General features: G+C 59.1%; 21 protein-coding genes. 7 read left to right on the forward strand and 14 right to left on the reverse strand.

Annotated elements, in window-relative coordinates; genetic code table 11:
• Window positions 1-26: 26 nt before the first annotated feature.
• From RE418_RS08640 to lpxO, 3 genes are all read right to left on the reverse strand, one after another.
• Entirely contained in the window at window positions 27-725 is a 699-nt protein-coding gene (locus RE418_RS08640; protein ID WP_169540440.1) for a CTP synthase, read from the reverse strand.
• Between the two features lie 113 nt (window positions 726-838).
• Complete coding sequence (gene lpxP, locus RE418_RS08645) at window positions 839-1,759, reverse strand: kdo(2)-lipid IV(A) palmitoleoyltransferase (RefSeq protein WP_016930250.1); 921 nt, start codon at window positions 1,757-1,759, stop codon at window positions 839-841.
• 303 nt (window positions 1,760-2,062) lie between these two features.
• Window positions 2,063-2,968, reverse strand: coding sequence for a lipid A hydroxylase LpxO (gene lpxO / locus RE418_RS08650; protein ID WP_025304427.1), 906 nt, complete (start codon window positions 2,966-2,968; stop codon window positions 2,063-2,065).
• Window positions 2,969-3,216: 248 nt separating this feature from the next.
• Between lpxO and RE418_RS08655 the strand changes: the two genes are divergently transcribed.
• Entirely contained in the window at window positions 3,217-3,558 is a 342-nt protein-coding gene (locus tag RE418_RS08655; RefSeq protein WP_016930249.1) for a hypothetical protein, read from the forward strand.
• Between the two features lie 146 nt (window positions 3,559-3,704).
• Window positions 3,705-3,935 (forward strand): hypothetical protein, encoded by a 231-nt coding sequence (locus RE418_RS08660; protein WP_399676071.1) that lies wholly within the window; start codon window positions 3,705-3,707, stop codon window positions 3,933-3,935.
• A 74-nt stretch (window positions 3,936-4,009) separates the two neighbouring features.
• Here RE418_RS08660 and fis read toward each other — a convergent pair whose 3' ends face one another.
• The 11 genes from fis to RE418_RS08715 all read right to left on the reverse strand — a co-directional run bounded on the left by fis (window position 4,010) and on the right by RE418_RS08715 (window position 13,746).
• Entirely contained in the window at window positions 4,010-4,306 is a 297-nt protein-coding gene (gene fis / locus RE418_RS08665) for a DNA-binding transcriptional regulator Fis (protein ID WP_000462905.1), read from the reverse strand.
• The gene (gene dusB, locus RE418_RS08670) at window positions 4,288-5,292 is read right to left on the reverse strand and encodes a tRNA dihydrouridine synthase DusB (protein WP_025304426.1); all 1,005 of its coding nucleotides are present in this window, start codon (window positions 5,290-5,292) and stop codon (window positions 4,288-4,290) included. The genes fis and dusB overlap by 19 nt, the downstream gene beginning before the upstream one ends.
• Window positions 5,293-5,685: 393 nt before the next feature.
• Entirely contained in the window at window positions 5,686-6,567 is an 882-nt protein-coding gene (gene prmA / locus RE418_RS08675; protein WP_016930246.1) for a 50S ribosomal protein L11 methyltransferase, read from the reverse strand.
• A gap of 11 nt (window positions 6,568-6,578) precedes the next feature.
• Window positions 6,579-8,024, reverse strand: a complete 1,446-nt coding sequence (panF, locus tag RE418_RS08680) for a sodium/pantothenate symporter (RefSeq protein WP_089181379.1) — start codon at window positions 8,022-8,024, stop codon at window positions 6,579-6,581.
• Entirely contained in the window at window positions 8,014-8,256 is a 243-nt protein-coding gene (locus RE418_RS08685; protein ID WP_043141891.1) for a YhdT family protein, read from the reverse strand. The genes panF and RE418_RS08685 overlap by 11 nt, the downstream gene beginning before the upstream one ends.
• Before the next feature lie 152 nt (window positions 8,257-8,408).
• A complete protein-coding gene (gene accC, locus RE418_RS08690) occupies window positions 8,409-9,758 on the reverse strand; it encodes an acetyl-CoA carboxylase biotin carboxylase subunit (protein ID WP_019453177.1) in 1,350 nt (449 codons plus the stop codon).
• 12 nt (window positions 9,759-9,770) lie between these two features.
• Window positions 9,771-10,238 (reverse strand): acetyl-CoA carboxylase biotin carboxyl carrier protein, encoded by a 468-nt coding sequence (accB, locus tag RE418_RS08695; RefSeq protein WP_060445050.1) that lies wholly within the window; start codon window positions 10,236-10,238, stop codon window positions 9,771-9,773.
• Between the two features lie 32 nt (window positions 10,239-10,270).
• Complete coding sequence (gene aroQ, locus RE418_RS08700; RefSeq protein ID WP_004936891.1) at window positions 10,271-10,723, reverse strand: type II 3-dehydroquinate dehydratase; 453 nt, start codon at window positions 10,721-10,723, stop codon at window positions 10,271-10,273.
• Window positions 10,724-11,010: 287 nt separating this feature from the next.
• Window positions 11,011-11,610 (reverse strand): protein-methionine-sulfoxide reductase heme-binding subunit MsrQ, encoded by a 600-nt coding sequence (gene msrQ, locus RE418_RS08705; protein ID WP_016930241.1) that lies wholly within the window; start codon window positions 11,608-11,610, stop codon window positions 11,011-11,013.
• Window positions 11,611-12,612: a protein-methionine-sulfoxide reductase catalytic subunit MsrP gene (gene msrP / locus RE418_RS08710; protein ID WP_025304423.1), complete on the reverse strand. Its 1,002-nt coding sequence runs from the start codon at window positions 12,610-12,612 to the stop codon at window positions 11,611-11,613.
• Window positions 12,613-12,768: 156 nt separating this feature from the next.
• Window positions 12,769-13,746, reverse strand: a complete 978-nt coding sequence (locus RE418_RS08715) for an MDR family oxidoreductase (RefSeq protein WP_021505125.1) — start codon at window positions 13,744-13,746, stop codon at window positions 12,769-12,771.
• 204 nt (window positions 13,747-13,950) lie between these two features.
• Between RE418_RS08715 and csrD the strand changes: the two genes are divergently transcribed.
• The 5 genes from csrD to RE418_RS08740 all read left to right on the forward strand — a co-directional run bounded on the left by csrD (window position 13,951) and on the right by RE418_RS08740 (window position 19,533).
• Entirely contained in the window at window positions 13,951-15,885 is a 1,935-nt protein-coding gene (gene csrD, locus RE418_RS08720) for an RNase E specificity factor CsrD (RefSeq protein WP_025304421.1), read from the forward strand.
• A gap of 413 nt (window positions 15,886-16,298) precedes the next feature.
• On the forward strand, window positions 16,299-17,342 hold the full coding sequence (gene mreB, locus RE418_RS08725; RefSeq protein WP_003855260.1) for a rod shape-determining protein MreB: 1,044 nt from the start codon (window positions 16,299-16,301) through the stop codon (window positions 17,340-17,342).
• A 94-nt stretch (window positions 17,343-17,436) separates the two neighbouring features.
• Window positions 17,437-18,453, forward strand: coding sequence for a rod shape-determining protein MreC (gene mreC, locus RE418_RS08730; protein WP_025304420.1), 1,017 nt, complete (start codon window positions 17,437-17,439; stop codon window positions 18,451-18,453).
• The gene (mreD, locus tag RE418_RS08735) at window positions 18,450-18,938 is read left to right on the forward strand and encodes a rod shape-determining protein MreD (protein ID WP_004936918.1); all 489 of its coding nucleotides are present in this window, start codon (window positions 18,450-18,452) and stop codon (window positions 18,936-18,938) included. Before mreC ends, mreD begins: the two co-directional genes overlap by 4 nt.
• A 10-nt stretch (window positions 18,939-18,948) precedes the next feature.
• Window positions 18,949-19,533: a nucleoside triphosphate pyrophosphatase gene (locus RE418_RS08740; protein WP_004936921.1), complete on the forward strand. Its 585-nt coding sequence runs from the start codon at window positions 18,949-18,951 to the stop codon at window positions 19,531-19,533.
• Window positions 19,534-19,568 lie beyond the last annotated feature (35 nt).

Genomic DNA, 19,568 nt, shown 5'->3' on the forward strand with positions numbered 1-19,568 from the left:
GAAGCCCTCGCAGGAGGGCTTTTTTTTTACCCGTTGGCGGCTGTTTTGACGAGTTCCACCACCAGCGGTGAAAGCTCGCCGCGCAGCGCGGCGCGTTCCGACTGGAACAGCGTGGCGACGTAAAAACGCCGGCCCGGCAGTTCGATGGCGCGCACGTCGCCTTCGCTGTCGTGGCCGCTGATGATCAGCGGGAAGCGCTCAAGATCGGCGACGAATTCCGGATTCACGCCAAAGTTGCAGTGGTAGCCTTCATGGGTGTTCAGGCTGCCGTAGGCCTGTGCGACGCGGGTGTCGGGCTGAAAAACGATGTCGCCGGTTTTTTCCACCAGCGAGCAACTCAGCGGGGCGATCACCAGCCGGCCACCGCTGTCGGTTTCCGCATGGCCGGCGTCGTGCCAGCCCATCACGTTGCGGGCGTATTCGACGATGGCGTATTGAAAACCACCGCAGGAGCCGAGGAACGGCACGTCGTTTTCCCGCGCATGACGGATCGCCATAAAGGCGCCGTCGTCGTAACGATACGGGCTGCCTGGCACCACCCAGATGGCGTCGAAATTTTGCAGCGTTTCGGGGGAGATCAAGGTTTCGGTCGGTAGCCACTGGGGCTGCACGTCAATATCGAGATGGGCGGCGGTGAGCTGGAGCGCCACGGGGATGGCCTGATGGGCCACGGCTTGCGGGTTGTAATCACCGACCAGAGCAATGCGAACTTGAGCTTTCATCATTTCCGTTCCTGTGCGGGTAAAGAAGGAGATTACAGGAAAGTAGAGTGTCGAGCCGCCGTTTTTTAAAGGTGGCGCACAAAAAAGCCCGGCATTGGCCGGGCTGAAAAAAAAGGTCAGTACAGCGAGGGCGCACCAGCCGGTCGGGTTTTGAAACGGCGGTGCAGCCACATGTATTGCTCCGGCGCTCGCATGATCTCTTTCTCGATCACTTTGTTCATGTAAGCCGCCGCCGCCTGTTCGTCGCTGAGTGGATAGTCTTCCAGGGCCGGCTGGATCAGCAGGTCGTAGCCGCGGCCGCCTTCGCGGCGGATCAGCACTACCGGCACCAGCGCCGGGTTGGCCATGCGCGCCAGCATAAAGGTGCCGCTGGTGGTAGCGGCCTGATCGACGGCGAACAGCGGGGCGAATACGCTGCCGCGCGGGCCGTAGTCCTGATCCGGCGCGAACCATACCGCCTCGCCGCGCTTGAGCGCGTGCACCATGCCACGCAGATCTTTGCGGTCGATCATCGCCTTGTTGGAACGCATGCGGCCTTTGGTCTGCGCCCACTCCATCGCTTTATTGTTGTGCGGACGGTACATCGCCATCATCGGCTGGCACAGGCCCATTGCCCGGCCGCCCAGCTCCAGCGACATGAAGTGCACGCCGATCACCAGCACGCCGCGATCGTCGCGCTGCGCCATTTTGAGGTGGTTGATGCCGGAGACGTTGAACCAGCGTTTGACGCGTTTATCCGACCAGAACCAGGCCATGCCGGTTTCCAACAGGCCCATGCCGAGCGATTCGAAGTTGCCCACCACCTTGCGCTCGCGCTGCGCTTCGTCCATCTCGGGGAAACACAGCTCGAGGTTGCGACGAGTGATGGTGACGCGGCGTTTGAGAAATCGCATCGAGGTACGCCCCATCCACACTCCCAGCCGATTGAGCAACGGGTAGGGGAGCTGGACCAGCAGGAACAGCAGGGCGAGGCCGAACCAGGTTAACCAGTAGCGCGGGTGCAGCAAGGCCAGTTGAAATGCTTTGGCTGATTTCATAGAAACTCTTTTTATACGTTAAAAGGGGCAGCAAGCTGTAACGCATATAAAGGTTCCACTCGATAGCGATACGACTACTCAGACACCCAGGTACGGCCAGGGTTTAGTCGGAATTCCATAATTGACTAAACATTTACATTCGAAGGGCGGTTTGCGCTGCTATCAGGCTTCGGAGGGATAGCTGTTGGCCAGCGGAGGCGGCTCTAGGAACGTGTATGTTAACACAGGGTACGGGGTGTGGCGGAAGAGGGGCATGCGAATATTCTCATTCGCGTTGCCCCTGTGTTGACGATTGGCGACGGTTTACAGGCTGGGGAGGATGATGGCGGCGAAAATAGCGACGATCACCAGCCACTTCAGCAGGTAGTAACCACGGCGGTTGCGCGCTTTCAGGCGTTGGCCGGCATCGCGCACTGCGTTGACGTACTTGAAGATGCGGTTGATGCCGCCGGTGCGGTCCTGATCGTCGTTCGGCGAGCTGGCTGCCGACATCAGCGTGGCGCCGACCCAGTGGTTGACCGCCTGCGCCCAGCGCCATTTCATCGGCCGTTCGACGTCGCAAAACAGAATGATGCGCGTCTGATCGGTGGCGTTCTGCGCCCAGTGCACGTAGGTTTCATCAAAGATCACCGCCTCGCCGTCACGCCAACTGTGCTGCTCGCCATCGACCTCGATGAAGCAGCGATCGTCGTTGGGCGTCATCAGCCCCAGATGGTAGCGCACCGAGCCGGCGTAAGGATCGCGGTGTTTACCTAAATGGCTGCCGGGCGGCAGCTCGGCGAACATCGCGGCCTTGACCGACGGGATGCGGTTGAGCAGCTCGACGGTTTTCGGGCACAGCGTTTGCGCCGAAGGGTGGCTGTCGCTGTACCACTTCAGATAAAAACGTTTCCAGCCGCGCTTGAAGAAGGTGTTGAATCCGGCGTCGTTGTGCGACTGCGCCTTTTTGATGTGATCCTGCAAGCGCACGGCTTCCTCGCGGATCACCTGCCAGTTGTCGGTCAGCGTCTGCAGCTCCGGGAAGCCTTTTTCGTCGAAATAGGGCTGTTTGGCGGGCAAACGGGAGAAGCCGGTCATAAACATGTTGATCGGCCCCATAAAGGTGGAGTGATCGAACAGTTGGCGGGTAAGCTTTTGTTTCTCTTTGCCGCGGGAGTGTGCGTAGAGGAAGCTGATGATAAAAATGCCGATGATGATCGCGGCAACCATAGAATCCATCCCTGTTGGTGCTTGTTAAAAATTCGTACAAATTATAGTTTTGTGACAGGAAAAATTTAACTTTTTCGTGCGCTTTACCCGCTCATACTGCTTGGTGGCATAAAAAATCAATAAAACCGTTGGTAATAAAATTTTGTATCGATTTTTTTGGTTTTAGTCCTATTCTTAAATCGTTCAAGGGGCATTTCATGCCATCTTGTTTCATGACGAATGGCACGTATCTGAGAAAAGAGGGACTTATGAAGAAATCAATCATTGCCTTGTCTGCACTGCTGCTCGCTTCCCCGGTGTTCGCTGCTGAAACCGCGACCGACACCGCCGCTCACGCCAGCAACGAGGTCGTCGCTGAGGCGCATAAAGGGGCGGATACCGCCAAAGAAAAGCTGCACCAGTCTCAGGACAAGGGTGAAGAGCTGAAGCTGAAAGCCAAGCACGCCGCCGAAGGCAAGAGCGACAGCGTCGGCAGCAAAGTGAGCGAAGGCTCGCAAAAGGCCTGGCACTCCACCAAACAGGGTACGGAGAAGGCTTGGGACAAGACCAAGCAAGGGGCGGAAAGCCTCAAGAACAAAGCGACCGAATAAGGTCTCCGCTTTACCCCAAGGGCCGCGCTGCGGCCTTTTTTATTGCCCGCAAACCAGAGCCTATGCCCCCGCTTTGTCGCCCCGAGTAAAACGTGAGAGTATTCTTCATCGATTGGCGACTCAATCGTAAGCAAGGAGGAAGCTCTATGAGATCCCACTGGGTAAGGCGTTTATTGACACCCTCACCAACCTGGACAGGCAGAGCATCGGTTATCTTGGGTCTGCTGGTGTTTGGGGTGTTGAGCGGGCTGGATAGCCTGGGTGTGGAGTTGGACGGGTGGAAGCGCTCCGTGATGGTCGCGGCCGTGGCGGATATTTGCTATTTCATTGCCGGATATATTGATAAGCGCATTCCGCGCAAAGCCCCGCCAATGTAGGCATAAATCAGACAAAGAAAAAGGCGCTTATCAAATGAGATAAAGCGCCTTTTCAACACGTTAACTGACTAGTATCAGTTCATGCCGTATTTTTTCAGCTTCTTACGCAGCGTGCCGCGGTTGATGCCCATCATCAGGGCTGCGCGGGTCTGGTTGCCACGGGTGTATTGCATCACCATGTCCAACAGTGGCTGTTCAACTTCAGCCAGTACCAGCTCATACAGGTCATTTACGTCTTGACCGTTCAGTTGAGCAAAATAGTTCTTCAGTGCTTGTTTAACCGAGTCACGCAGAGGCTTTTGAGTCACCTGATCTTGTGAGTTAACGGTAGAAACGGTCAGTACGTCAGAATTTACGCGTTGTTCGAACATAGTTCTGTCAGCTCTTTTTTTACGCTAAGATTTTCGAAATATGCCTCCAACGCCTCCAGCTGTTCGCTGGCATCCTCTATGGCGTTGAATGTGCGCCGAAACTGGTCATTCGGAGCGTGTTCCTGGAGATACCAGGACACGTGCTTACGAGCAATCCGGAATCCCTTGCCTTGGCCATAAAAGCCGTGCAATTCCCGAATGTGCCCAATCAACAAGCGCTTCACCTCGCCAAGCGGCAGCGGCGGCAGCAACTCCCCAGTGTCCAGATAATGCTGGATTTCCCGGAAGATCCAGGGTCTCCCCTGAGCAGCGCGGCCTATCATCAGGGCATCGGCCCCGGTGTAGTCGAGCACTGCTCTGGCTTTATGCGGGTCAGTAATATCCCCATTCGCGATAATCGGAATGGAAACACTCTGCTTAACTGCCCGAATGCTGTCGTATTCCGCGTTGCCGTTAAACAGACAGGCGCGGGTTCGGCCGTGAATCGTCAGGGCCTGAATACCACAGTCTTCGGCCAGTTGGGCAATCTCTACACAGTTACGATGCTCTGGCGCCCAGCCGGTGCGAATCTTCAGCGTTACCGGCACATCCACTGCGTCAACCACCGCGTGGAGGATCCGTTTAACCAGATCCGGGTACTGCAACAAAGCGGACCCGGCAAGCTTCCGGTTCACTTTTTTGGCCGGGCATCCCATATTGATATCGATGATCTGCGCGCCGCTGGCCACGTTGATACGCGCGGCGGCGGCCATATCATCAGGATCGCATCCGGCAATCTGCACGGAGCGGATCCCTGGTTCATCGCTATGCACCATACGCAGACGCGACTTATCCGTCCGCCACACCTCCGGGTTGGAGGAGAGCATTTCGGATACAGCCATCCCAGCACCCATTGCATGACAGAGGGTTCTGAACGGGCGATCTGTAATACCGGCCATCGGGGCCGCAATCAGGCAATTAGTAAGCTGGTGGTGTCCAATGCGCATAGACAAAGAGTGACCATACTGTGTCCGCAAGGGCGCGTATATTACGCATTTTTGCGTCGAGATGAAAGGCCAAACTTTAACCAATTGGCCCTGTATTAGGGCGAAAAATGCGCTACGCGGCGATTCATAAAAATATTATATATATTTTACAATGAGTTGACGAAAAGTGCTTATTTTGTGTGCGGCAAAATATTCGCCTTTGTGCAGAATATTATCTGCATTCGCCCGCTATTTTTGCTGGTATAGCCTGCCTGGAAGGCGCATTGTCAGGGCGATCCGTCGTTGAACGGCAAAAAATTGCATAAAATTTTGTCTCGTCCGTCTGGCGATCGCCGGACAAAAAAAATCCACCGGCGCAGGGCCGGTGGATGAGGGGGCAATAGACCGTGACGCTTACTTGCGGCGGCCGGTGATACGGCACCACTCTTCGCGCTCGGCGACCGGATCGAGCGTGAACTTCTCTTCGTAGGCTTCCGCTACGCTGCTCGCCTGGCTGGCCAGCACGCCGGAAAGCCCCAGATGGCCGCCGGCCTTCGGCAGGCAACCAATCAGCGGCGCCAGCTCGCGCAGCGGGCCGGCGAGGATGTTGGCGACCACCACGTCCGCCAGCAGGTCCGCCGGCTGGTCTTTCGGCAGATACAGCTCCAGACGCTCTGAAACGCCGTTACGCTGTGCGTTGTCGCGGCTGGCCTGAATGGCCTGGGGATCGATGTCGATGCCGATAGCGCGCGCCGCACCCAGCTTCAGCGCGGCGATTGCCAGGATGCCGGAACCGCAGCCGAAGTCGATGACGGTTTTGCCGGCCAGATCGAGGCCGTCCAGCCACTGCAGACACAGCGCGGTGGTCGGGTGGGTGCCGGTGCCGAACGCCAGGCCCGGATCGAGCATCACGTTAACCGCGTCGGGATCGGGAACGTCGCGCCAGCTCGGGCAGATCCACAAGCGCTCACCGAAGCGCATCGGGTGGAAGTTGTCCATCCACTCGCGCTCCCAGTCCTTGTCTTCCAGCTGTTCTATCTTGTGGCGGAAACCGGCGCCCAGCAGCGGGTGCTGTTCCAGCATCGCCACCACCTCGGCCATATCGGTTTCGGCGTCGTACAGGCCGATCACGTCGGTATCGCCCCACAGCAGGGTTTCACCCGGCAGCGGTTCGAACACCGGGTTGTCGTGGGTGTCCTGGAAGGTCACCGACACGGCGCCGCTTTCCACCAGCGCGTCGCTCAGGTCTTCCGCCTGGCTGCCGGTGGTGTTCAGTTTGAGTTGGATCCAAGGCATAGCAATTCTCTTTAAGAGGGTAATGATGACGCCGCCCGGCGCTTTTCGCCGACGACGTTACCGAGATAAAACGCCAACAGGCTGAGCAACAGCGAAGGCACGATAGGATGCAGCCCCGCCGGTTGCAGGTTGAAGCTGGCCAATAGCGTATAGCATACCGCACCCGACACCATTGAGCTAAGCGCTCCCTGAGCATTGGCGCGTTCCCAATACAGGCCCAGCACCAACGGCCACAGGAAGACCGCCTCCAGCCCGCCGAAAGCCAGCAGGTTGAGCCAGATGATCATCTCAGGCGGCCGCCAGGCCGCCAGCAGCACCAGCAGACCGAGGATCAGCGTGGTCAGGCTGGAGAAGCGCTTGATCAACCGCTCGTTGTGGATCTGCTGTGGGCGTACGCCTAGGTAGAGATCCTTGATGATGGTGGCGGAGGATTGCAGCAGCTGGGCGTTGATGGTCGACATGATCGCCGCCATCGGCGCCGCCAAAAAGATCCCGGCGGCGTACGGCGGCAGCACGGTGATCATCAGCGTCGGGATCACCTGATCGGGGATCTTGAGGTCCGGCAAGACCGCGCGGCCGAGCGCGCCGGCCAGGTGCATGCCGAACATCAGCACCGCCACCACCACGGTGCCAAGCAGAATGCCGCGATGCACCGCCTTGCTGTCTTTGTAAGAGATGCAGCGCACGGCGGTGTGCGGCAGGCCGATCACCCCGAAGCACACCAGGATCCAGAACGACGCCATAAACGGCAGGCTGAGGATTTGATCGCCGCCCTGCGGCGACACCAGCGCCGGATCGATCTGCTGCAGCTTGTCCACCGCGCTGTGCAACCCACCGGCGGCGTGGATCACCGCCACCAGCAGCAGTACGGTGCCGAGCAGCATCACCAGCCCCTGCATGGCGTCGTTCAGCACGCTGGCGCGGAAGCCGCCGAAGGCGGTGTACAGCGCGATGCTGATGCCGAAGATCAGCAGGCCGGTGTCGTAGGGAATGCCGGCGGCGGTCTCCAGCAGGCGGGCGCCACCGATAAACTGCACCGTCATGGCGCCGAGGAACGCCACCAGCAGACTGAGGCTGGCCAGCCACACCAGCAGGCGGCTTTGGTAGCGGCCATACAGCATGTCATTGAGGGTGATGGCGTTGTAGCGCCGCGCCAGGATGGCGAATTTCTTGCCCAGCACGCCGAGCGACAGCCACACCGCCGGTAGCTGGATCATCGCCAGCAACACCCAGCCCAGGCCGTATTTATAGGCGGCGCCGGGGCCGCCGATAAACGAACTGGCGCTGATGTAGGTGGCGGTCAAGGTCATCGCCAGCACAAAGCCGCCCATCGAGCGGTTGCCGAGAAAGTATTCGCTGAGGAAATTCCCGCTCTGGCGGCGGCTGTAGGCATACACCGACAGGCCGAATACCAGCAACAGGTAGGCGATCAGCGGCAGGATCACTTCAGTTTGCATCGCGATCCTCCAGCGAAATGTCGCGGAACACCGTGCGCACCATCAGCCAGCACAGGCCGGTGAACAGCAGCGGGACCAGCAGGCAGGCCATTTCGAACCAGTGCGGCAGGCCGGTGACGCCGATGGCGCTGTCCGGCAGGTAGGCCGCCAGCCCCCAGGCCAGGAGGTAGAGCAGCGTCAGCCCCAGCGCCCAGCGCGCTTCGCGGTGCGCCTGAATAAAGCGTTTGTCCATCCGTGTCTCCCATAGGTTTACGGTGATGGATTCATCAAAGGTAGGGAATTTTACGGCATGACGGCGTTTTGCCAAGCCGTTACTGGCGGCAGCGCCAAAGAAAAAGGCCGGTGATTAACCGGCCTTTCGTCAGACGATGCTGCGTGGCTGCCTTAGGTTTCCTGCAGACCCAGCTTCTTCTCCAGATAGTGGATGTTGGTGCCACCGTGCTGGAAGTTTTCGTCGTTCATGATCTTCTGCTGCAGCTCAACGTTGGTTTTGATGCCGTCGATGATCAGTTCAGCCAAGGCGTTTTTCATGCGGGCTATCGCCACGTCACGGTTTTCGCCGAAGGTGATCAGTTTGCCGATCATGGAGTCATAGTACGGCGGTACGGTATAACCGGCGTAGATATGAGATTCCCAACGCACGCCGAAACCGCCTGGCGCGTGGAAGCGTGTGATCTTGCCCGGGCTCGGCAGGAAGGTGTTCGGATCTTCGGCGTTGATGCGGCATTCTACCGCGTGGCCGTGGATCTTCACTTCTTCCTGTTTGATCGACAGCGGCTGACCGGCAGCGATGCGCAGCTGCTCTTTGATCAGATCCACGCCGGTGATCATTTCGGTAACCGGGTGTTCTACCTGAATACGGGTGTTCATTTCGATGAAATAGAACTCGCCGTTTTCATACAGGAACTCGAAGGTGCCCGCACCGCGGTAGCCGATTTCCACACAGGCTTTCGAGCAGCGCTCGCCGATGTAGCGGCGCATTTCGCTGGTGATGCCCGGCGCCGGCGCCTCTTCGACCACTTTCTGGTGGCGGCGCTGCATGGAGCAGTCGCGCTCGGCCAGATAGATGGCGTTGCCCTGGCCGTCGGCCAATACCTGAATCTCGATGTGGCGCGGATTCTCCAGGTATTTTTCCATGTACACCATGTCGTTGTTGAAAGCCGCTTTGGCTTCCGCTTTCGTCATGTTGATGGACTGCTCAAGGTCTTTGTCGCTGCGCACGACGCGCATGCCGCGACCGCCGCCGCCGCCGGAGGCCTTGATGATCACCGGATAACCGATGCGCTTGGCGAAGGCACGGTTTTTATCCATGTCGTCGGTCAGCGGGCCGTCGGAGCCCGGTACGCAGGGCACGCCGGCTTTTTTCATGGCGTTGATCGCGGAAACCTTGTCGCCCATCAGGCGGATGGTTTCGGCTCTCGGGCCGATGAAGATGAAGCCGGAGCGTTCAACCTGCTCGGCGAAGTCGGCGTTCTCCGACAGGAAGCCGTAGCCCGGGTGGATCGCCACGGCGCCGGTGATTTCCGCCGCCGAGATGATGGCCGGGATGTTCAGGTAGCTTTTTACCGATGGCGCAGGACCGATGCAGACGGTCTCGTCGGCCAGCAGAACGTGTTTCAGATCGCGGTCGGCCGCGGAGTGAACCGCAACGGTCTTGATGCCCAATTCTTTACAGGCACGCAGTATGCGAAGCGCGATCTCGCCGCGGTTAGCGATAACAATTTTATCAAGCATGGGGGCGCCTCGTTATTCGATGACGACCAGCGGCTCGTCATATTCGACCGGCTGGCCGTTTTCCACCAGGATGGCTTTCACGACGCCGGACTTGTCCGCTTCGATCTGGTTCATCATTTTCATGGCTTCAACGATGCACAGGGTATCGCCGGCGTTCACTTTCTGGCCCACTTCCACGAAGGCTTTCGCGTCCGGGCTTGGGGTGCGGTAGAAGGTGCCTACCATTGGGGAACGAACGACATGGCCACTCACGGCCGCCGGTGCTGCAGGGGGTTCTGCCGCAGGCGCGGTGGCAACGGCGGTAGCCAGGGCTGGCTGCTGCTGTGCCGGCATCGCGTAAGCCTGCTGCATGACGGGATAAGCCTGCGCCGGTGCGGCACGGCTGATGCGAACCGATTCTTCGCCTTCAGAGATTTCCAGTTCAGAAATACCTGATTCTTCAACCAGTTCGATCAGTTTCTTGATTTTACGAATATCCATGAGTGTGATTCCGTACTCTTTTTGTGGAGCAATTAGTGGGTTTTCGACAGACGGTTAACCGCTGCCTGTAAAGCGAAAGCGTAGCCATCCGCGCCGAGGCCGCAAATCACGCCTACCGCTACGTCTGAGAGATAAGAGTGATGGCGGAAAGGTTCGCGGGCGTGCACGTTGGACAGGTGGATCTCGATGAACGGGATCTGCACCGCCAGCAACGCATCGCGCAGCGCCACGCTGGTATGCGTGAACGCCGCCGGGTTTATCAGAATGAAATCGGTGTTGCCGCGCGCCTGATGAATGCGATCGATCAGCTGATGCTCGGCGTTGGATTGCAGATGGCTCAGGGTAATATCCAATGCGGATGCCTGGTTTTCCAATCCGTTAACAATCTCTGTCAGCGTCGTGCTGCCGTACTTCTCCGGCTCACGCGTCCCCAGCAGATTGAGATTGGGGCCGTTCAGAAGCAAAATGTGAAACTTATCCGCCATTGTGCTGGTATCTCCGGCAATAAAACCATCATCGTAGAAAATAACCCGATGTTACCGATTTGTCACCTGTTAAGGGGCAAATTCACCCTGAGAACAGAAACAAGGTCGGGCATTATAACGATATCGTAGCAATTCGCAGCTAAATACTGGTCTTATCAGCGAAGATATTCAACCCCAAATCGAGGAACTGGGGGATCCGTGACAGGAATATGAGCGCTGGAACACAGAAAAAGTTCCCGCCGGCGGCGCGCGTTTTTCCGCGCCAATAACGCGCACCGCCGCGCGATTCAGCGCCACCAGGCGCGGAATTTCTTGTAACGCAGGCCCAACAGCGCCACCGCCAACAGCGCGTAAATGAACGGCTGGGGGGAGAATGTTTTGACCGACCACAGGTAGTGGATGGGGGCGAGGATCGCCGCCAGATAGACGAAGTTGTGCAACGTTTGCCATTTGGCCCCCAGCTTGCGCATTGCCCACAGCGTTGACGTGGCCGCCAGCGCCAGCAGGATCAGCCAGGTGAGGATGCCGAGCGTCAGATAAGGGCGGTTCACCAGCTCGCTGCCCAGCAGGCCGAGATTGCTCAGCCCCAGCTCCAGCGTGGAGTAGCTTATCAGGTGCAGCGTGCCCCAGGCAAAGCACCACAGCCCCACCAGACGGCGACAGCGGATCAGCAGCGGCTGACGGGCATAGCGCGCCAGCGGGGCGATAGCCAGCGTGGCCAGCAGCAGTTTCAGCGTCATCCTGCCGGTAAAATGCTGGATGTCCTTGGACGGATCGGCGCTGAACCAGCCTTGATCCACCGCCAACACCAGCCAGAGAAAGGGCAAAAACGCCGCCAGATGCAGGGCGGCTTTCAGCCATTTGATATGAACAGGCGTCAGGCGCACTTAGAAATTCTCCCGCAGATCCATACCGCGATACAGCGACGCTACCTGGTCGGCATAGCCGTTGAACAGCAACGTCGGTTGGCGTTTAACGTCGAGAATGCCGCCGGAGCCGATAAAACGCTCGGTGGCCTGCGACCAGCGCGGATGATCGACGTGCGGATTCACGTTGGCGTAAAAACCGTACTCGTTCGGCGCAGATTGGTTCCAGGTGGTCGGCGGTTGATCGCGCACCAAACGGATATGCACGATCGATTTGATGCCTTTGAAGCCGTATTTCCACGGCGTGATCAGCCGCAGCGGCGCGCCGTTTTGCGGCGGCAGGGTTTTGCCGTACACGCCGACGGTCAGCAGCGCCAGCGGATGCATCGCCTCGTCCAGCCGCAGCCCTTCGACGTAGGGATATTTCAGGCCACCGCCGATAAAGCGATCTTTCTGGCCGGGCATCTGCTCCGGATCGTACAGCGTCTGGAAGGCCACGTAGCGCGCGTTGCTGTTCGGTTCGGCCAGCTTGAGAAGCTTGCCCAGTTCGAAACCGATCCACGGCACCACCATCGACCAGGCCTCGACGCAGCGCATGCGGTAAATGCGCTGTTCCAGCGGGAAACGCTTCATCAGATCGTCGATATCCAGCGTGATCGGCTTCGCCACTTCGCCGTCGATGCGCACTTTCCAGCCTTCGGTCTTTAGCCCGCCGGCGTTGGCGGCCGGATCGGCTTTGTCGAGGCCGAACTCATAGAAGTTGTTGTAGCCGGTGACCTTGTCTTCCGGCGTCATCGCCAGCTGCGCCTGCCAGGCGGCCGGTTTGCTGAATTCCAGCGCTTTGCCCGGCGGCGCCTTGGGGCGATCGTTGCCCTTGAACCACGACAGCAGGTCCGCCTGTGCGCCGGTAGGCAGCGCCAGCGTGGCGGCGGTGATGCCGAGCGCCTGCAGCACTTTGCGCCGCTGATGGAATACGCTCTCCGGCGTGACGTCGGCCTCGGTTAATTTCGGGTGTTTGTTCATGCTTATGCTCTCCGCGACTGATGCCCGCCGTCCGCGAGCGGCTGACGGGTCTTCATGAAATAAGCATGGCGTTAAAGCCGGCCGGAAGCGAGGGGGCGCGGGAAAATATGAAATTTCGCAGATGCGGGCGAACCCCCCGTTGCCGGGGGGAGAAGGTCAGCGGATTTTCACCAGGGTGCGGCCGGTGATTTGGTTGTTCAGCAGCGCGGCGGCGGTGGCCGGCGCCTGTTCGAGGGTGATTTCGTGCGTGGCTTGCTGATAGAAACTGTCCGGCAGAATACCGGCCAGCCGTTCCCAGGCGGTTTGGCGGCGGTGCAGCGGCGTATGCACCGAATCCACGCCCTGCAGGCGCACGTTGCGCAGAATGAACGGCATCACGGTGGTCGGCAACTGATAGCCGCCGGCCAGGCCGCAGGCGGCGACGGTGCCGTTATAGTTCATCTGCGCCAGCACCCGCGCCAGCAGTTTGTCGCCGACGGTGTCCACTGCGCCGGCCCACAGCTGTTTCTCCAGCGGACGCGGCGTGTCGATATAGCCATCGCGCGACATGACCTCTTTGGCGCCGAGCGCTTTCAGGTACTCGGTATTGCTGTCGCGGCCGCTGATGGCGGTCACCCGGTAACCCAGCGCCGCCAGCAGGGCGATGGCGGTGCTGCCCACGCCGCCGCTGGCGCCGGTGACCAGGATATCGCCGTCGTCCGGGTGTACGCCGCCTTCTTCCAGCGCCATCACGCACAGCATGGCGGTAAAGCCGGCGGTGCCGATGATCATCGCCTTGCGCTCATCCAGGCCGTTCGGCAGCGGCACCAGCCACTCACCGGAGACGCGCGCCTGCTCGGCCAGGCCGCCCCAATGGTGTTCGCCCACGCCCCAACCGGTGAGCACCACGCTTTGCCCCTCTTTGAAGCGATCGTCGCGGCTGTGGCGCACGGTGCCGGCGAAGTCGATGCCCGGCACCATCGGGAAGTTGCGCACGATCTTGCCTTTGCCGGTGATCGCCAGCGCATCTTTATAGTTCAGGCTTGACCAGTTGATGTCGACGGTGACATCGCCTTCCGGCAACCGATCGCTGCCGATATCTTTGATATGAGCCAGAGTTTGGTCGTCTTGTTGTTCCAATAACAGTGCACGCATGTCACTCTTCCTCTCGTTTACACTTTTCTATCAATGGCTGAATCACATTTATTTGACTATATGCATAATAAGCGGCCCAAGTCCTGATAAAGGACAAAAACGGCGCTTGCAGGTTTAATTCCTCGGCAAGGCTTGTTAGGGTTGGACGGCCCCTTTTAGCTAAAGGGTGAACACTCACTTAACCATAGCGGACAAGGCACAGGGATGCGATTTACCACCAAACTCTCTGCATTGATCACTCTGTTGGTCGCGCTGGCGATGTTTTTGATGCTGATGGGATGCTCATACAGCTTCTTTTACGTTACCCAGGATCGCCAGGAGCGCCGCTTTGATTCGCTGGTCACCTCTCTCGATCAAGCCATGTTGCAGGAATCGCCGCGCGATCAGGAGAAATGGTTGCCGATTGTCATGCGTCCGCTCGGCATTGTGTCGATCCGCGTAGAGGCCGGTACCAGCAAGCTCCTCGACTATAAATTGCCGACGCTGAAAAAAGAGCCCTGGGATGCGCTGAACGGCTATCGTCAGGTCTCGCGAACTCTGTTGCAGCACCCGGGCAGTACGCTGCACATCACCTACCTCGATCCCTTCGCCAGCGACGTGCGCACGCTGCAATCCACCGCCGCCGTCACGCTGTCGATCGTCGTCATGGTGGTGGTTTTGCTGTTCAGCCTGCGCTGGCTGCGTGAGCAGGCCGACGGCGAAGATCGTCTGGAACGCCGTGCGCGGCGCATTCTGAACGGCGAGCGTGAAAACGTCATGCAGGGCGACGTGCGTGAGTGGCCAGCCAACGTCAGCGGCGCGCTCGACCGCCTGCTGGCCGATCTGGCGGAAGCGCGGGAAGAGCGCAGCCGGGTCGATACGCTGATCCGCGCCTTCGCCGCGCAGGATGCCAAAACCGGGCTGAATAATCGCCTGTTTTTCGATAATCAATTGACCACTCAGTTGGAAGATGAAGGCTCGCACGGCATCGTGATGATGGTGCGGCTGCCCGACTTCGAGACCCTGCGCGAGACGCACGGCAGCATGGCGGTGCAAGAGCTGATGTATTCGCTGGTCAACCTGCTGTCTACCTTCGTGATGCGCTACCCGTCGGCGCTGCTGGCGCGCTACTTCCACAGCGATTTTACCGTGCTGTTGCCGCATCGAACCCTGAAGGAAGCCGACGGCATCGCTTCACAGCTGGTCAACGCCATCGATGCCTTGCCTTCCACGGCGCTGATCGATCGCGAGGCCTTCCTGCACATCGGCATCGTGGCGTACCGCAGCGGTCAAACCACCGAGCAGGTAATCGACTATGCGGAGCAGGCGACGCGCCACGCTACGCTGCAGGGCGAAAACGGGTGGTATGTGTACGACAGCCAGGTGCCGGAAAAGGGGCGCGGCAGCGTCAAGTGGCGCACGCTGCTGGAACAGGTGCTGGCGCGCGGCGGCCCGCGGCTGTATCAGAAACCGGCGGTGACCGTGGAAGGCGAGGTGCACCATCGTGAGATCATGAGCCGGATCTATGACGGCACCCAGGAATTGCTGCCGGCGGAATATATGCCGCTGGTGCAGCAGTTGGGGTTGGCGGAGAGTTACGATCGCCAACAGGTGAGCCGCATCATTCCCTTGTTGGCGCAGTGGCCCGAGGAAACGCTGGCGTTTCCGCTGTGCGTGGACTCGATTTTGCAGCGCTCTTTCCAGCGCTGGCTGCGCGATACGCTGTTGCAATGCGAAAAAAGCCAACGTCGGCGAATTCTGATTGAACTTGCGGAGGCAGATGTGTGTCAACATATCGACCGTTTGCGTCCGGTGCTGAGGCTGTTGTCAGGGCTGGGCTGCCGTCTCGCGGTGTCCAAAGCGGGGTTAACCGTGGTCAGTACGTCCTATATCAAGTCGCTGCAGGTGGAGATCGTCAAGCTCCACCCGGGGCTGGTGCGGAGCATTGATAAGCGGGACGAAAACCAGCTGTTCGTGCAGAGCCTGACCGGCGCCTGCGCGGGCACGCGTGCTCAGGTGTTCGCCGCCAGCGTACGTACGCGCAACGAATGGCAGACGCTGAAAGAGCGGGGGATCCACGGCGGGCAGGGCGACTTTTTCGCATCGCCGGAACCTATCGACGCGGGGCGTAAAAAATATTCACGTCGTTATCGTGTTTAAGCTGATTGCCGGACAAAAATTGACGTAGAATGAGCGCCGGATCCATCTGGGCCATGTCACCCGTCATTTTGGAGTTTTCTCCAATCTGCCTGCGACAACGACGCCTATTTGAGATAGGCTCTTGTCAGCTTTTATCTGGTTGGCGTTGGTAGGTGCTTACCATCGGCGGCAATCAGGGAATATGTTAGATTTTATGAGCTGTGTTACGCCGTTTCGTGCGTTGACAGGGTGGTAAACTGAGCCTTTGTTCAGGGAATTCAGGCCTCATCCAATTTCCGTGCATTCGAGCAGAAACAATACAGACTATTTTTCACCGAAGTAGAACGTTTTTGCGCCTTGTCGCTGCTTCGTGTGGTTGGTAAAGTAGGCGGATTTTATTTTCCGCCCCCAGCTTGCAGGATTATCCTTTCGTTATGTTTAAGAAATTTCGTGGCATGTTTTCCAACGACTTGTCCATCGACTTGGGTACCGCCAATACCCTGATTTATGTTAAAGGGCAAGGCATCGTACTGAATGAACCTTCGGTGGTTGCCATTCGTCAGGATCGTGCCGGCTCCCCAAAGAGCGTCGCGGCCGTCGGTCATGACGCCAAACAGATGCTGGGCCGCACCCCCGGCAACATCGCGGCTATTCGCCCGATGAAAGACGGCGTGATCGCCGATTTCTTCGTGACTGAAAAAATGCTGCAGCACTTTATCAAACAGGTTCACAGCAACAGCTTTATGCGCCCAAGCCCGCGCGTGCTGGTCTGTGTGCCGGTCGGCGCGACCCAGGTTGAACGCCGCGCTATCCGCGAGTCCGCCCAAGGGGCCGGCGCGCGTGAAGTGTTCCTGATTGAAGAGCCGATGGCGGCGGCGATCGGCGCAGGTCTGCCGGTCTCCGAAGCGACTGGCTCCATGGTGGTGGATATCGGTGGCGGTACCACTGAAGTGGCGGTGATCTCGCTGAACGGCGTGGTGTACTCTTCTTCCGTGCGCATCGGCGGTGACCGCTTCGATGAAGCCATCATCAATTATGTGCGCCGCAACTACGGCTCGCTGATCGGCGAAGCCACCGCAGAGCGCATCAAGCACGAAATCGGTTCTGCCTACCCGGGCGACGAAGTGCGCGAAATCGAAGTGCGCGGCCGTAACCTGGCTGAAGGCGTACCGCGCGGCTTTACCCTGAACTCCAATGAAATCCTCGAAGCCCTGCAAGAGCCGCTGACCGGTATCGTCAGCGCGGTGATGGTTGCGCTGGAGCAGTGCCCGCCAGAATTGGCCTCCGACATTTCCGAACGCGGCATGGTATTGACCGGCGGCGGCGCGCTGCTGCGCAACCTCGATCGCCTGCTGATGGAAGAAACCGGCATTCCGGTCGTGGTGGCGGAAGATCCGCTGACCTGCGTGGCGCGCGGTGGCGGCAAGGCGTTGGAAATGATCGACATGCACGGCGGCGATTTGTTCAGCGAAGAATAGTCAGCCCCAGGAAGGAGGAATCGTATCGGATGAATGCGCACAGCGAAAATCGGGTACGGTTCCTCTTTCTGTTGTCGAGGAACTCGCATAATTTATGAAGCCGATTTTTAGCAGGGGGCCTTCCCTGCAACTGCGACTTTTTTTGGCGGTGATTGCGGCCATTGGCCTGATCGTTGCCGACAGCCGGCTCGGCACGTTCGTGAAGATACGCAACTACATGGACACCGCAGTCAGCCCTTTCTATTTTCTGGCCAACGGGCCACGTAAAGTTTTGGACAGCGTGTCAGAGACGCTGGCCACCCGCCAACAGCTGGAGCTGGAAAACCGCGCTCTGCGGCAGGAACTGCTGCTGAAAAACAGCGATATTCTTCTTCTTGGCCAATTCAAGCAGGAAAACGCCCGCTTGCGCGAGCTGCTGGGTTCTCCGCTGCGCCAGGACGAACACAAGATGGTCACCCAGGTGATCTCCACCGGCTCCGATCCTTACAGCGATCAGGTCGTTATCGACAAAGGGTCGGACAACGGCGTCTATGAAGGCCAGCCGGTGATCAGCGACAAGGGCGTGGTTGGCCAGGTGGTGGCGGTGGCGAAAGTCACCAGCCGCGTGCTGCTGATCTGCGACGCCTCGCACGCGCTGCCGATTCAGGTGCTGCGTAACGATATTCGAGTGATCGCCGCGGGCAGCGGCTGCGCCGACGATCTGCAACTGGAGCATCTGCCGAACAACACCGATATCCGCGTTGGCGACGTGCTGGTGACCTCCGGCCTCGGCGGCCGCTTCCCGGAAGGCTATCCGGTGGCGGTCGTTTCCTCGGTCAAGGTCGACAATCAGCGCGCTTACACCGTGATTCAGGCGCGGCCGACCGCCGGTCTGCAGCGCTTGCGCTACCTGCTGCTGCTGTGGGGCGCCGATCGCAACGGCGACATGCCGCTGCCGCCGGACGAAGTGCACCGCGTCGCCAATGAGCGCCTGATGCAGATGATGCCGCAGGTGTTGCCGCCTGCCGGTTCTGTTGGGCCGCAGCTGCCCGCACCGGCCACCGGCGTGGCGCCGCAACCCGCCGGCGCTACGCCATCGGCTCAGCCTGCCGCGGCGGGAGTGGTGCAATGAACAGTTACCGCAGCCACGGGCGCTGGATCATCTGGCTGTCGTTCCTGGTGGCGTTGGTGCTGCAAATCATGCCGTGGCCGGAGCAGATCTACATGTTCCGGCCTTCCTGGCTGGTGCTGATCCTGATCTACTGGGTAATGGCCTTGCCGCATCGTGTCAACGTCGGTACCGGCTTCGTGCTGGGGTTGATTATGGATCTGATCCTCGGCTCTACGCTGGGCGTACGCGCGCTGGCGCTGGGCATCATCGCCTATCTGGTGGCGTTCAAATTCCAACTGTTCCGCAATATGGCGCTGTGGCAACAGGCGCTGATCGTCGTGCTGCTGTCGCTGTCGATGGATGTGGTGGTGTTCTGGGCTGAGTTTTTAGTGATCAACGTCTCTTTCCGCCCAGAGGTATTCTGGAGTAGTGTGGTAAACGGCATTTTGTGGCCGTGGTTATTCCTGTTGATGCGCAAAATCCGCCGTCAGTTCGCCGTACAGTAAGGGTATATCAATGACTTCGCTTTATCTGGCCTCCGGCTCCCCACGTCGACGTGAACTGTTGACCCTGTTGGGCGTGTCGTTTGACATTCTGCTGACGCATACCGAAGAGCAGCGCCGGGAAGGCGAAGCCGCAGAGGCCTATGTGCGCCGTCTGGCGCAGGACAAGGCCAAGGCGGGCGTGGCGCTGGCGCAGGAAGATCGGCCGGTGCTGGGCGCAGACACCATCGTGGTGCTCAACGGCCGGGTGCTGGAGAAGCCGCGCGACGAAGCCCATGCGGCGGACATGCTGGCGGCTCTGTCGGGCAAACAGCATCAGGTGATGACGGCGGTGGCGATCGCCGATCGCCACGACGTGCGCTGCCAGCTGGTGGTGACCGACGTGACGTTCCGCAGCCTGTCACAACAGGATATCCGCGACTATATTGCTACGGGCGAACCGATGGATAAAGCGGGCGCCTATGGAATTCAAGGAAAGGGTGGTTGTTTCGTCAGAACGATAACCGGGAGTTATCACGCGGTGGTCGGTCTGCCGCTGGTCGAAACACATGAGCTGCTCAGTAATTTTGTCGCATTACGTGATGTAAGAACCGGTTGATGGGCGCTGCCATTATCGACCGGCTCTGAGGAGAA

Origin of the sequence: Serratia sp. szju, from assembly GCF_044594185.1 — a bacterium.
Taxonomy (GTDB): Bacteria; Pseudomonadota; Gammaproteobacteria; order Enterobacterales; family Enterobacteriaceae; genus Serratia; species Serratia bockelmannii.